Source organism: Anoxybacillus andreesenii (assembly GCF_030813005.1).
GTDB lineage: Bacteria > Bacillota > Bacilli > Bacillales > Cytobacillaceae > Robertmurraya > Robertmurraya andreesenii.
Window position 1 is genome coordinate 1 of record NZ_JAUSTU010000032.1, and the last position, 12,626, is coordinate 12,626.

16 protein-coding genes and 1 pseudogene are annotated in these 12,626 nt (G+C 37.2%); 9 read left to right on the forward strand and 8 right to left on the reverse strand.

All coding sequences use genetic code 11. The features are described 5' to 3' along the window. Positions 1-52: 52 nt before the first annotated feature. A complete protein-coding gene (locus J2S07_RS19360; protein ID WP_307152049.1) occupies positions 53-199 on the reverse strand; it encodes a hypothetical protein in 147 nt (48 codons plus the stop codon). Between the two features lie 265 nt (positions 200-464). Here J2S07_RS19360 and J2S07_RS19365 point away from each other — a divergent pair, with 265 nt between their 5' ends. The 5 genes from J2S07_RS19365 to J2S07_RS19385 all read left to right on the forward strand — a co-directional run bounded on the left by J2S07_RS19365 (position 465) and on the right by J2S07_RS19385 (position 3,882). Then, a complete protein-coding gene (locus J2S07_RS19365; RefSeq protein WP_307152050.1) occupies positions 465-944 on the forward strand; it encodes a DsrE/DsrF/DrsH-like family protein in 480 nt (159 codons plus the stop codon). Positions 945-1,036: 92 nt separating this feature from the next. Next, positions 1,037-1,612 (forward strand): sulfurtransferase TusA family protein, encoded by a 576-nt coding sequence (locus J2S07_RS19370; protein WP_307152051.1) that lies wholly within the window; start codon positions 1,037-1,039, stop codon positions 1,610-1,612. A 66-nt stretch (positions 1,613-1,678) separates the two neighbouring features. Further along, positions 1,679-2,806, forward strand: coding sequence for an MBL fold metallo-hydrolase (locus tag J2S07_RS19375; RefSeq protein ID WP_307152052.1), 1,128 nt, complete (start codon positions 1,679-1,681; stop codon positions 2,804-2,806). Between the two features lie 24 nt (positions 2,807-2,830). After that, the gene (locus tag J2S07_RS19380; RefSeq protein ID WP_307152053.1) at positions 2,831-3,058 is read left to right on the forward strand and encodes a sulfurtransferase TusA family protein; all 228 of its coding nucleotides are present in this window, start codon (positions 2,831-2,833) and stop codon (positions 3,056-3,058) included. Between the two features lie 47 nt (positions 3,059-3,105). Then, positions 3,106-3,882, forward strand: coding sequence for a sulfite exporter TauE/SafE family protein (locus tag J2S07_RS19385; protein ID WP_307152054.1), 777 nt, complete (start codon positions 3,106-3,108; stop codon positions 3,880-3,882). A 90-nt stretch (positions 3,883-3,972) separates the two neighbouring features. On the opposite strand, the gene J2S07_RS19390 is transcribed toward J2S07_RS19385, so the two are convergent. From J2S07_RS19390 to J2S07_RS19400, 3 genes and pseudogenes are all read right to left on the reverse strand, one after another. Beyond that, positions 3,973-5,367 (reverse strand): sensor histidine kinase, encoded by a 1,395-nt coding sequence (locus J2S07_RS19390; protein WP_307152055.1) that lies wholly within the window; start codon positions 5,365-5,367, stop codon positions 3,973-3,975. Then, positions 5,364-5,780: pseudogene (locus tag J2S07_RS19395) on the reverse strand (response regulator transcription factor); the annotation flags it as partial. The gene J2S07_RS19390 and the pseudogene J2S07_RS19395, both read right to left, overlap by 4 nt. A 180-nt stretch (positions 5,781-5,960) precedes the next feature. After that, positions 5,961-6,515, reverse strand: coding sequence for a hypothetical protein (locus J2S07_RS19400; protein ID WP_307152057.1), 555 nt, complete (start codon positions 6,513-6,515; stop codon positions 5,961-5,963). A 171-nt stretch (positions 6,516-6,686) separates the two neighbouring features. Here J2S07_RS19400 and J2S07_RS19405 point away from each other — a divergent pair, with 171 nt between their 5' ends. Genes J2S07_RS19405 through J2S07_RS19420 form a run of 4 tightly spaced genes read left to right on the forward strand, consistent with a single transcriptional unit; the run spans position 6,687 to position 9,114 of the window. Then, positions 6,687-7,373, forward strand: coding sequence for a copper amine oxidase N-terminal domain-containing protein (locus tag J2S07_RS19405; RefSeq protein ID WP_307152058.1), 687 nt, complete (start codon positions 6,687-6,689; stop codon positions 7,371-7,373). A 15-nt stretch (positions 7,374-7,388) separates the two neighbouring features. Further along, positions 7,389-7,643 (forward strand): hypothetical protein, encoded by a 255-nt coding sequence (locus tag J2S07_RS19410; RefSeq protein ID WP_307152059.1) that lies wholly within the window; start codon positions 7,389-7,391, stop codon positions 7,641-7,643. An 8-nt stretch (positions 7,644-7,651) separates the two neighbouring features. Then, positions 7,652-8,545: an FAD:protein FMN transferase gene (locus tag J2S07_RS19415; RefSeq protein WP_307152060.1), complete on the forward strand. Its 894-nt coding sequence runs from the start codon at positions 7,652-7,654 to the stop codon at positions 8,543-8,545. Next, positions 8,545-9,114 carry a ferric reductase-like transmembrane domain-containing protein gene (locus J2S07_RS19420; protein ID WP_307152061.1) on the forward strand — a complete coding sequence of 190 codons (570 nt, stop codon included), beginning with the start codon at positions 8,545-8,547 and terminating at the stop codon, positions 9,112-9,114. Before J2S07_RS19415 ends, J2S07_RS19420 begins: the two co-directional genes overlap by 1 nt. Positions 9,115-9,132: 18 nt before the next feature. Here the strand turns inward: J2S07_RS19420 and J2S07_RS19425 are convergent, their stop codons facing one another. From J2S07_RS19425 to J2S07_RS19440, 4 genes are all read right to left on the reverse strand, one after another. Further along, the gene (locus J2S07_RS19425) at positions 9,133-10,368 is read right to left on the reverse strand and encodes a sensor histidine kinase (RefSeq protein ID WP_307152062.1); all 1,236 of its coding nucleotides are present in this window, start codon (positions 10,366-10,368) and stop codon (positions 9,133-9,135) included. Then, on the reverse strand, positions 10,358-11,038 hold the full coding sequence (locus J2S07_RS19430) for a response regulator transcription factor (protein WP_307152063.1): 681 nt from the start codon (positions 11,036-11,038) through the stop codon (positions 10,358-10,360). The genes J2S07_RS19425 and J2S07_RS19430 overlap by 11 nt, the downstream gene beginning before the upstream one ends. 305 nt (positions 11,039-11,343) lie before the next feature. Next, positions 11,344-11,781: a DUF1259 domain-containing protein gene (locus tag J2S07_RS19435; protein WP_307152064.1), complete on the reverse strand. Its 438-nt coding sequence runs from the start codon at positions 11,779-11,781 to the stop codon at positions 11,344-11,346. 250 nt (positions 11,782-12,031) lie between these two features. Beyond that, positions 12,032-12,517, reverse strand: coding sequence for a PCYCGC motif-containing (lipo)protein (locus tag J2S07_RS19440; RefSeq protein ID WP_307152065.1), 486 nt, complete (start codon positions 12,515-12,517; stop codon positions 12,032-12,034). Positions 12,518-12,626: the final 109 nt, after the last annotated feature.

A 12,626-nucleotide genomic window follows, 5' to 3' on the forward strand; every position in this document is an offset into this window, starting at 1 on the left:
GACTCCAAAAAGGACAAAAGGAAACGAAAAACAATGTAATTTTAAGAAAAAGCTAGATTAAGAGTGATATTGTCCAAAATTCGGGGGTTAATCCGGATATACAAGGACGTCTAAACTCATTTTTATGATTTTTAGTAAGTGTAATTGATCCTTCTCCATCAATAATCCCTGCTAAATATGCAGCCTCCCATTCTTTCACAATAATCCCCTCCATTAGAATGTATGTTCTATTTAATTTTAACGGAATAATTATTCTTTATCAATTGGAGAATGGATAGGATCTCTAAACGGATCAACATACAATTGCAACGCAGCTTCTGAAAGTCTGAAAATCTTTTAGTAAGAAGTAGATAAAAAGGGTTGACATGATCTTATATATTTAATAATATACCCATAGGGGTAAAAGTGTTATTTTTTTAATTGATTATATACCCCTATAAGTATATTGGGATGGTGGAGGAAAAATGACTGATAGAAAGAAAACAACGATAGTGCTGTTAAGTGGAGATTATGATAAAGTGATGGCCGCATATATCATTGCTAATGGTGCTGCAGCTTATGATCACGAAGTAACTATATTTCACACATTCTGGGGACTAAATGCGCTCCGAAAAGATGAAAACATTCAAGTAGAAAAAGGATTTCTTGAAAAAATGTTCGCAAAAATGATGCCAAGAGGCGTTGACAAAATGGGGATTTCAAAAATGAATTTTGCTGGGATTGGCCCAAAGCTGATTAAATCAGTAATGAAAAAGCATAATGCACTTCCTTTACCTCAGCTCATTGAAATGGCACAAGAACAGGATGTTAAATTAATTGCATGTACAATGACGATGGATTTGCTAGGTCTTCAAAAAGAAGAATTGCTCGACAACATTGAATATGCAGGAGTTGCAGCCTATTTGGCAGAAGCCGAGGATGGGAATGTGAATCTATTTATTTAGGATAAAGCAAGGCCGCATATGTGCTGGGATTTGGTGATATATTTTTTTAGACAAACAAATACCCGTATAGGTATAAAGATGGAGGTTAATTTATGGAAAACATTAAGGCAAATGATATTTTGGACGCAAAAGGATTGGCTTGTCCGATGCCAATTGTGAAAACAAAGAAAGCCATGAATGGGCTAGAACCAGGTCTTGTACTAGAAGTTCAGGCAACAGATAAAGGGTCAAAAGCAGATATAAAGGCATGGGCTGAAAGTACGGGGCATCAATATTTAGGAACTATAGAGGAAGAAGACGTCTTAAAACACTATTTAAGGAAATCTTCTAGCCAGGAAAATAGAGAAAGAAAGCATCAACATATCGCAACCAATGAAGAACTTGAAAAGAGAATTGAAGCAAAAGAGAACATTGTTATTTTAGATGTGAGGGAGTCAGCAGAATATGCTTTTAATCATATTCCCAATGCAATTTCTATTCCTTTAGGTGAACTAGAAAATCGTATGTCTGAATTAAATAGAGAGGATGAAATTTTTATTGTCTGTCGCACTGGAAATCGGAGTGATTTGGCTGCACAAAAATTAACAGACAATGGATTTAATAAAGTAATAAATGTAGTACCAGGGATGAGTCAATGGAATGGGAAGAGTGAAAGTCTCAACAAATAGTTAAAAAGATACACACGAACATTTTAAAAAATTTTACAACACATTATACCTTAGGGGGTAAATGGAATGACTGTTACTGTTATGAATTCAAAAGATTTAACAAAAAAAGTATTCAATAAGGATGAGTTATTTATTTTGGATGTGCGAAATGAAAGTGATTTTCAGGATTGGAAAATTGAAGGGGAAAATTTCCAATATTTAAATATTCCTTATTTTGAAATGCTGGATGGAGTAGAAGAAATCCTTCCCAAAATTCCAACAAATATGGGATTACTAGTTGTCTGTGCGAAGGAAGGGTCATCAGTGATGATTGCTGAAATGCTATCAGATGCGGGTCGGGACGTAGCATATCTTGAAGGTGGAATGAAGGCTTGGAGCGAACATCTTGAGCCTGTGAAGGTTGGAGAATTAAAGGATGGTGGAGAGCTATACCAATTTGTTCGCATTGGAAAAGGATGCCTATCTTATATGGTTCTGTCTAATGGTGAGGCTGCTCTAATTGACTCAACTAGAATGACAGATATTTATCTTAATTTTGCTGAAACTATGAATGCAAAAATAACACATGTATTCGATACTCATTTACATGCGGATCATATTTCTGGTGGGCGTGTGATTGCAGAAAAAACAGGAGCAACTTATTGGCTACCCCCGAAAGATGCGACAGAAGTAACATTTGACTACCAACCACTCGAAGGTGGGAATGATGTGATGATCGGTGATACTACTATTAATATTCATTCCATCTATTCCCCAGGTCATACAATCGGGTCAACTTCATTTGTAGTTGATGAAAAGTTCCTTCTCTCTGGGGATATACTTTTCATTGATTCTATTGGGAGACCGGATCTTGCTGGTTTAGCTCAAGATTGGGTTGGAGACTTAAGAGAAACTCTATATACTCGCTATAAAGAATTATCAAATGAACTAGTTGTTCTGCCTGCACACTTTATGATCATTGAAGAATTGAATGAGGATGGCAGTGTTTCTGAAAAATTAGGAACTCTTTTTGAGAAGAATCATGGACTAAACATTGAAGATGAACATGAGTTTAGAAAAATGGTAACCGAAAATCTACCACCACAACCGAATGCCTATCAAGAAATTCGTGAAACAAATATGGGGAAAATTAATCCCGACATAGAAAAGCAACGTGAAATGGAAATTGGACCAAACCGTTGTGCAGTACGCTAAAAAACGAATTGGAGGTTATCGAGGATGGATGCAAAAAAAGTATTAGATGCTAAAGGACTAGCGTGTCCCATGCCAATTGTAAAAACAAAAAAGGCAATGGCAGACCTTGTAGCAGGTGAAGTTTTAGAAATTCATGCTACAGACAAAGGGGCAAAAAATGATTTGGCAGCATGGGCAAAATCAGGTGGCCATGAGCTTGTCAAACACGAAGACGAAGGTGAAGTTTTAAAATTTTGGATTAAAAAGGGTTAATATTGGGGACCATGGTAGGTTCCCTTTTTAAAAGGGGATGTGTGAAGGTGGATTTTGGCTTTATCTTAACTATTTTTCTAATCGGATTTATCGGATCTTTCATTTCTGGAATGCTAGGAATTGGAGGTTCTATTATTAAATACCCAATGCTATTATATATTCCTCCTATGCTAGGCTTTGCTGCCTTCACCGCTCATGAGGTGTCAGGGATAAGTGCGGTGCAAGTGTTTTTTGCAACAATTGGAGGGGTTTGGGCATACCGCAAAGGTGGATACTTAAATAAAAGCCTGATTGCCTACATGGGTGTAAGTATACTAATAGGTAGCTTTTTAGGTGGTTATGGCTCTAAATTAATGTCAGAAGGTGGCATTAATCTAATTTATGGATTATTAGCTTTAATTGCTGCGGTTATGATGTTTATCCCTAAAAAAGGAATTGATGATATTCCTTTAGACCAAGTGAAGTTTAATAAATGGATAGCAGCTATCCTTTCTCTAATAGTCGGAATTGGAGCTGGAATCGTTGGAGCAGCAGGAGCATTCTTACTAGTACCAATTATGCTGGTTGTCCTAAAGATTCCAACAAGAATGACCATTGCCTCATCACTAGCTATTACACTCATATCTTCCATTGGAGCAACTGTTGGGAAAGTAACGACCGGACAAGTCGATTATGGGCCCGCTGCTATTATGGTAGTAGCTAGTCTGATTGCTTCTCCACTTGGAGCAATGGCAGGTAAGAAAATGAATACGAAAATACTACAGGTGATTTTGGCGCTGTTAATTTTAGCTACGGCTATTAATATTTGGAAGGATATTTTGTAATCTTATTATTCAAAAAGGACTTTTTGTTGTAATTGTGATCACAACTGCAGTATAGTCAGCTTAAATTATAGAATCCTAATCAAGTTATTATTAAGTTGTAAAAATTACTTTTGCGACTGTACCTTTTCCCGAACTACTGGTAAAACTCAAATCAGCACCGTGACTTAGAGCAATCTGTTTACAAATAGCAAGCCCCAGTCCGGCTCCTCCGTCACTCCGGTTCCGTGATCGATCTCCTCTGTAAAAGGGTTCTGTTATTTGTGAGAGGACTTCGGCTGGCATGCCTTTTCCATTATCTTTCACGCTGATTGTTTTCATTCCATTTTCCATTGCAGCAATAACTACAATGTGACCGTTCTTTCCACACGCCATTATTGAATTGTCGACTAAGTTAACAATTAAGCTTTGCAGCAGAGAAGCATCTCCCATAATTGTCTCTACTTCACTCCTAAATTTTATCTGTATGTCTTTTCCTGCAAGCCTACCGTACAAAGTTTTTTTGACAGTCTCAAAGAGGCATGATATTTTCAATTCTTTGCAGTATATCTGATTGTTCTGCAGATTTGCCATCTCAAGAAGCTGAGATGACATCATTTGCAGGCGTCGGCTTTCTGACATGATAAACTCTAGCGCCAACAACCTGTCGTCCTCCGATAAAACAGCCTTTTGCATGTATTCCGCATATCCATAAATAGCGGTCAGCGGCGTACGGAGTTCGTGAGCGAAGTTATCGACAAACTGCTGTTTTTTATCTGCGACATCCTTTAGTTCTGTCATCTGACGCTGGATTTCCTCCGCCATGTGATTAAAGCTCTGTGCCATTTCGGCAAGATCGTCATGTCCTTGGACCGGAAGTCTGGTTTCATACTCACCATTTGCAATATTTCTAGAGATTTGTGAAATTTGCTGAAGAGGCTTAAAAATCAGGTTGAGCACCAGTAGAAGTCCGCAAGCCATAAAAACAGAGAGAGTAAATCCAACAAGAAACAATATATTTTTCAGTTGATTCCACTTGCCTATCGCCTCTGTTATATCAAAATGATAAACCAATGTATAAGAATCATAGGGAATGGGGAGCTTTCCTGAAACAGTGATATATGTTTTATTGTTTACTTTCCTTACCGTTACCAGACGGTTTCCATCTTCCGGCGACTCTAGTGAATTGTTCAACATTATATCTGCATCCTTATTGGAATAGACCAGCTGATTGTCTCGATAAAGAGCAAGTCCCGCCTTTTTATCCCCAGAAAGATAGCTGTAAGGCTGTAGTAAAGAGCTTATAGAACCCTGTATGTCTTTCCCGCGGCTTTCCACAGCACTAAAATCCTTAACAAGTGCAGAAACAATAAAATAATGCTCACCCAAGCTCCTTTCCTCTGCCTGGTTTATCGTATCTTTGAACATTACAGAGGAAACAATGAAGATACCAAGGTTGAAGAAGAAGAGGAAAAGCACAAGAGTTGTAAAAAAGGTTCGTTTCTTCATTGGGTTACCTCTAGGCGATAGCCAAGTTTGTAGACGGTTTTTATCTTATCTTCCCAACCTAGCTTTTTACGCAGCTTTTGTATATGTACGTCCACTGTTCGGGTGTCTCCTTCAAAATCATATCCCCAAACCAATTCTAGAAGTCTTTCTCTGGAAAGTGCGACATTGCGGTTCTGTACAAGTACCTCAAGTAGTTTGTATTCCTTCGGGGTACATTCAACTAACTGGCCATTCTGAAATACTTGACGGCTATTAAAATTAATCCTTACTTCTCCCGCTTCAAAATAGCTTATCGTTTTCTGCGTGCGCCGCAGGACAGCTTCAACACGAGCAAGAAGTTCCAACATTTCAAATGGTTTTACCAGATAATCATCCGCCCCTAAAGAAAAACCTTTGATACGATCCATCAAGCTTAGTCTAGTAAGTCGTACAAAAAAACCTACGGAAGAATATCTTACCGTAGGTTTTTGATTGAAATAATTCCGAATTAATCCACAAAATGAACAAACTCACCAACAGGCTTTCTATAAAATGAATGACTAGTTTTGGTTCTATAAATCCTATTAAATCTTGTGCCCGATGGTAGTAACCAGTTAGGAGGTAATGATATGAACAATTCCGATAAGAAATGCAAAAGCCATCAACACGATATGTGTTGTTCGAAGACTTTTCACTTTCTTGTTCTTGTATAAGACCGTTCCAAAAATTGCTGCGAGCACCATTAAAATGAATGCTCCTAAACCAATAACCCCCTCCGATTCTAATGCTCCTTCACTTAGATACATAAAAACTCCGTGAAGCATACTCAAAGCCAAAGCAATGGTTCCAATTAACAAATGATTTTTCCCGAAAAACTTAGAAAAAGGGATATAAAACTTTTTTGATGCTGGATAATTTTTTAGGATCTGTTTTGCTGATTTTCTAATAGGAAATATGATCGCTGCGGCACCCATAGCAATAATTGTACCCCATCCAACCATTTCTCCGATATCTTCATAAGCTTCATCCCCGTGATCATGTTTCTCCCAATGATTCTCATATTTTTCTTCAAAGTCATCATCAGCTGATGCGAAATTGTTTTCTATTGTTACTAAACTGATTATAAAAATAGCTAATAATGAGATAAGTAACATTTTAAAATACTGCATATAAACTCTCCTTCTCTGTAGCGATTTATTGTTTTTAGAATAACTTCCGAAAATGAAATATATCTGAAAAAGAGTAAGGTCATTTTTTAAAAAATTTCGTTTTATCGATCTCGTCTTTCACTTTTTTTTCAGAAACAATGGTTAATATGTTTTCACAAGGAGGCGAATATGGTGAAAACTAGACTATTTAAGTGGTTCCTATCAGTAATTATTCTCTTTTCAATTTTTCAAACAGCAAACATTGTAAAAGCAGATGACGATGATGATGAAAAATATGAAAGGCATGAGAAGGACCGTAAAAAACATGACGACGTAGAACGGAAATTTAAAGAGTATCGGGATGATGATCATGATGACGATGAAGATGATGATGAATATGAGCGAGATGATGATTGGCAGTCTGATGTAAGAGACCAACCTTCAAGTGAAATCATTCAGCAGTCCCTATGGAATATTTGGACTAGGGACACAAGTACTGGTTCAAATGATACTCTTCCCATTCAGGAAGCTACAGAGGTTCTTATAGAGAAGAATGTAAAAAGTGAGTTGTTTTTTGTCATTCCTCAACAGGGTCAACTGCTTGTTTCTGGAGAAAAGTTTGCAAAATTCATAGGTGCGGAATTTACGTTTTATGAACAGAGTAGGATTTTTGAAATCTTAAAAGGGGAAGAAGAATTAATTGTCCGGGTAGGTTCGAATGCAACTTATGAAAATAGGGTGAAAACACCGATGCCAACAAAAGCTCTATACTACGAGAAATCAATATATCTACCAATTTCAGTCATCGCAAATAGTATGGGATATAGAGTCAGCTGGAATGCTGAAAAAGAAACGATCGTACTCGAGGAAATATTTTAAGATGAGGTGAAAAGGATGAAAGCAAGCACGAAAGCGAAATGGATTGTCGGTATTACAGGTACAGCCTTCTCGGCTTTTATTATTAGCAATTTGGATCAGACTGTCTCAACTTTTACAGATTCGGATGGAAATATGCTAGCGGCGGAAATAACTAATTCTATGAGTGATCGAGAAAAAGAGCTTATCCAGTTGGATTGGAGCGACTTTTCGATTCAGGTAAACAATAATAAAGAATCAACCTATGATCGAACTACACGAAGAACAAGGTGACAAAATTGATGGATTCATTTGAAATGAAGGTTATGAATACTACCTTTTATATCGAGATTTCAAATAGTGTTATTTCAGATTGGAAGGATATCATTTCTGAATTGCTACGTTATTTTGAACGGGAATTTTCAAGATTTCAAACCAATAATGAGCTGTGGCGATTCAATCAGTTAGAAAGGGATTTGACAGCAGTCGTTTCACCCGTGTTGTATGACCTATTGGAAAAAGCAGATGAATATCATCGTAAAACAGAAGGGCGGTTCTCACCCTATTTGCTTAGCGAATTGGTAGCGCATGGATATGATCAAAGCTTTCCCTTTGAAGCATCCAAGAATTCATTCGTCCCTATTGATTATCAAATTGAGTCTCAGCCTTTGATTTTTCACAGAAATTGTAAAATTACCAAAAAGACAGAACAAAAAATTGATCTTGGCGGAATTGCAAAAGGCTACGCTGTTGCAGCTATTGCCCAATGGTTAAAGAAAGATGCCCATTCAAAATTTGGGATGGTTGATGGTGGTGGCGATATAGCGCTGTGGTCAAACGGAGAGAAAACATGGAATATCGGTGTGATGGATCCTTTTAACGAAGAAAAAGAACTTGGCTCTTTTGAGATTCAAAATGGCGGCATTGCCACATCTAATATTGTCTATAGAAGCTGGTGGCAGGATGGGACGAGAAAGCATCATTTGTTGGATGGCAGAACAGGCTTGCCGGTTGAACCGAAAATTGTCCAGGCAACCGTCGTATCGCAGCATTGTTTGGACGCTGAAATAGGGGCGAAAATTTGTTTTATGGAGGATCCGATCACAGTAAAAAATGTTCTCAAAACGATTAGTCATAAATTTAATTTTGTCCTCATTAAACCGGATGGACAAATAGTAAGAGGAGGAGGGCAATAATGGATGTTCCGTTTATTTCCAACTGGGTACTAATCCGTCTTTCTGGGTTTCTTGCCTATTTTCTGTTCACTTTTTCAATATCAGCAGGATTATTGAGCCGATTAGCTGTTTTTCAAAAGAAAAGACCGCTTATGAACGAACTGCATCAAACAAGCGGATGGGCAGGTGTGTTAACCGTGATTTTTCACATGATTTTGTTATGGAGAGATCGTTTTGTAACATACACACTTGGAGAGATATTTATTCCTTTTTTTTCCGATCATGCTCCTCTAGCATCTGGAATCGGGACGATTTGTTTTTATCTATTCCTGATTGTCTTCGTAACATCGGACTTTTTAATGAAGAGACTTGGGAAAAACCTTTGGAGGAAAATCCATCTTCTTGTTATTCCTGCATGGATATTCATGGTCCTACATGGCTTTTTAATAGGAACTGATTCGAACCTACCATGGGCAGCTTTTCTGTATGGTGGGGGAGTATTTCTTGTTGTTACGATAATGAGCTTAAGATATTTGGAAAGCTATTTCAATTCATTAGCTGATAAAAATGATGCAAAAAAAACGCCGTAATGGCGTTTTTGTGCTTCATCATTCAAATGAAATAGTAAAGATCGTTCCTTTGTTCACTTCACTCTTAACACGAATTTTGCCTCCATGTGCTTCAACAATGGTTTTCGCAATTGACAGACCGAGCCCGGAACCATCTCTCGTTCTTGATGGGTCTCCACGGTAAAAGCGGTCGAAAATATGAGGGAGCTCTTCAGGAGGAATACCAGAACCTGTGTCTTGAATGGTGATGACAACCTCCTGGCCGCTCGTTTTTAATGTGCACGTAATGCTCCCCTCTTTTGTATACCTAACAGCATTTTCTAATAGGATGTAAAGCAATTCCTGAATTCGAACCTTGTCTCCTTTTATCGTCACTTGATTTTGAATGCTGTTATGTAATGTTAAATGGGATGGGATGATTCTTGTGAATCTAACAATTAATGAATGCAACAGCTCGGAAAGATCGATTTCTTCCAATTCTAACTCAAAATGTTGCTGATCGTTTCTGGCTAAAAATAATAAATCATTAAGAAGTTTATTCATCATCTCTGACTCGTTCTTAATATCCTCCAAAATTTCCTGTCCAAAAGGACTCAAGTTCTCTTTTTCCTCGCTTGAGAGGATATCGACGGAACTGTAAAAGATACTCAAAGGGGTCCTTAGTTCATGGGATGCATCTGAAACAAATTTTTGCTGAGTTTGAAAGGATTTTCTAATCGGCTTTATCGCCTGCCCAGCAAAGAAATTACCAGCCCAAGCAAAAAGGAAACTGAAAAATAGCGTAAGTAATAGTAAAATCCAAATGATATTTTTAATCAAATGTTTCTCATCTGTAATATCGCTTCCAACAATAACATGTCCTATTGTTTTCCCATCATGTTGAAGGGAATAATTTTTCAATAATAATTGGGTATTTTTCCATTCTATTTCTTTCATAAATGCTGGCACTTGTTTGTTCAGCCCATTTTCTTCAATATGTTGGAATAAGCCACTGATAGTTTCCTCGCCTTTCACCAGCGTCTGATTTGTATCATAAATATAGTAGAATACGTTCCTCTCTGGTTTGAATTTTAATTCATGATACTCGTCTTCATAAATTTCCTCAACCAGCTCATGTTCTTCATTTTCAAAAAATCTGTTCAATTCTTGGATTTCTTGATTTCTAATAGCTCCAGATATAAGTACATACAGGATCGTAATAAACAAAACTAAAATGATTAAGAGAGAGCCTGTATAAAGTAGGTTTAGTTTAGCTTTTACGGCTTTAAACAACATGACTGTCCCTCAATTTATAGCCTACTCCCCGAACATTTTTGATGATAGAGGGCTTACCTGGGAGGTCGATTTTCTTTCTAAGTAGCTTAACTAAGGCATCCAAGGCATTTTCCGTAATATCGACGTCAACCCCCCAAATCCTTTCAAAAAGCACTTCCCGCGTTAAGATTTGATGTTTGTTTCGCAGTAGAAGTTCCAATAGCTCATATTCTTTTTTAGACAGTTCGATTACTTGTCCATTCTGTTTGACGACACGTGTAGTTAAATCCAATTGAATATCTTCAAAGGCAAGGATTTCTTCAAACGGCTTCTCTGCTCTTCGAGAAAGAGCTCTAATTCGTGCTGCCAGCTCTTCAAATTTAAAAGGCTTAATAATGTAGTCATCAGCACCAGAATCTAAACCGCTCACCACGTCCTCCAAGGCATCCTTAGCTGTTAGAAAAATGATCCCTCCTTTGAACCCTTTTTTTCTTAATTTTTCACAAGTCTCAATGCCACTTAGTATAGGCATCATCCAATCAAGAATAACGACATCATAATCCGTAAATAGGGCGTAGTCATAAGCACTCTGACCGTCTTTCACCCAGTCCACCCTGTGAAATGCCTTCTTTAACAAATGAAAAATCAACTTTCCTAAACTTTCATCGTCCTCTGCAAATAAGATATTCATATCAAAATGACACCTTCTTCTTTAACTCTTGTTTTATTTTAAGAATATCAAAAAAGCCTGAAAAAAGATTGAAAAAATAAACTACAAAAATCTTTGTCATAATTGTCGCTGTATTTTCAGTCAGGACCTTCTTTGCATCGAAAAAATCTAATGGAACTATTCTCTTAATCGCTATTTTAAATTCAAAAAGACTGTAGGCAAACTTAGGTTCCATCAAGTTTGTCTACAGTCTGAAACCTTCAATAAGAAGGTCGGAATTTCTAGAATTCTAAAGCAACTATATTACATAAAACTAAGTGATGGTTTTAAAAAAGTCCTGCTTCTCTTGCAGCAGCAAAACTATTTCTAGCAAATTCTTCTGGGGTCATGCCAACATTCTCCCAATGCATATACATTAAACGCGGATTATCAAACAGCCAATGATTATGAACGGCTGTCACGATAATTCCTCTTTTTCGTAATGCAGAAAGCATAGGATTAATTTCTTTTTGGAGGATTACAGTTTCACCAAGATTAAGACCATTATTTTCAAAGGATAACATAAAGGGTAAAGCAAGTGGAGAACGAGTACGCTTACCTAAAATAGTTGCTCTAATATTTCGTAGGCGCATTACAACACAGACAGGAGCCGATGAAATAACCATCCCTCCGATAATATCTGCCAGTCGTTGGCACCGTGAATCACTTATATCCTCAACATGACCACGTGTCTTACGTTTGCTTGAATCATGCCATCTTTCCATCAAAACCACCTCCTTGTCCACTTCCTAATAAACAGTTTATTCTGAAGCCAGCGACAAGAGTGGATGAATAGCTTGAGACAAAAGCCATTTTTTAGGGATCCCTGCGTATGAAAAACAAAAAGAGCATTTGAAAAATATCAATGCTCTTTTTTACATATTTAACGAACTACTTGAGATGAATAAAATAGCCTAACTTATTTAATAGAAAAGTATATGAAAAAAACAAATACGGTAGATACCGTTTTTTGTATTAGCCCTCAGGCATTGGTGTTGGAGTAGAAGGTGTTCCCAAAGCCTCATATTTTTTATCAATATTCTCACGAATCGTTTTTAGATCTGTGCCTTTTTCGAACTCTTGTTTCGCCTCACGGGCGATATCAACGCAGACACCTCAGCCAAAGCCCATTGTATCTAAAACGGCAACTTTGTCGTCTACCGAGTCAACAAAGCAATTGGTGTTACTTGTATGACCATCTTCTTCGTAACATCCACAATAACATGGCATATAATCTAGTACCTCTGGGTGTTCAACAGCAAATTGGTAGGCTTCGAGAACTTTAGAGCTATCTGTCAAAGAAGTAACAACCGTCCAATCATTACTGCCTAATGTATATTCTAGTTTTGGTGGCTGTTGAGGGGCATGGGCTTGTTCATTTTCAGCTTCCTGTGAATTGTTTGAAGCACATCCTGAAATAAAGATAGAACTTAGGAGCATAGGAATAATGAATTTTTTCATTTGTATTTTCACCTACTTTCTATATAAATACTAAGAATAAGAGCTAAATAACAGAAAAAATAAAAAGAATACTCAGCAAAAATGATAACATGCAGATCCCCTTTTAACA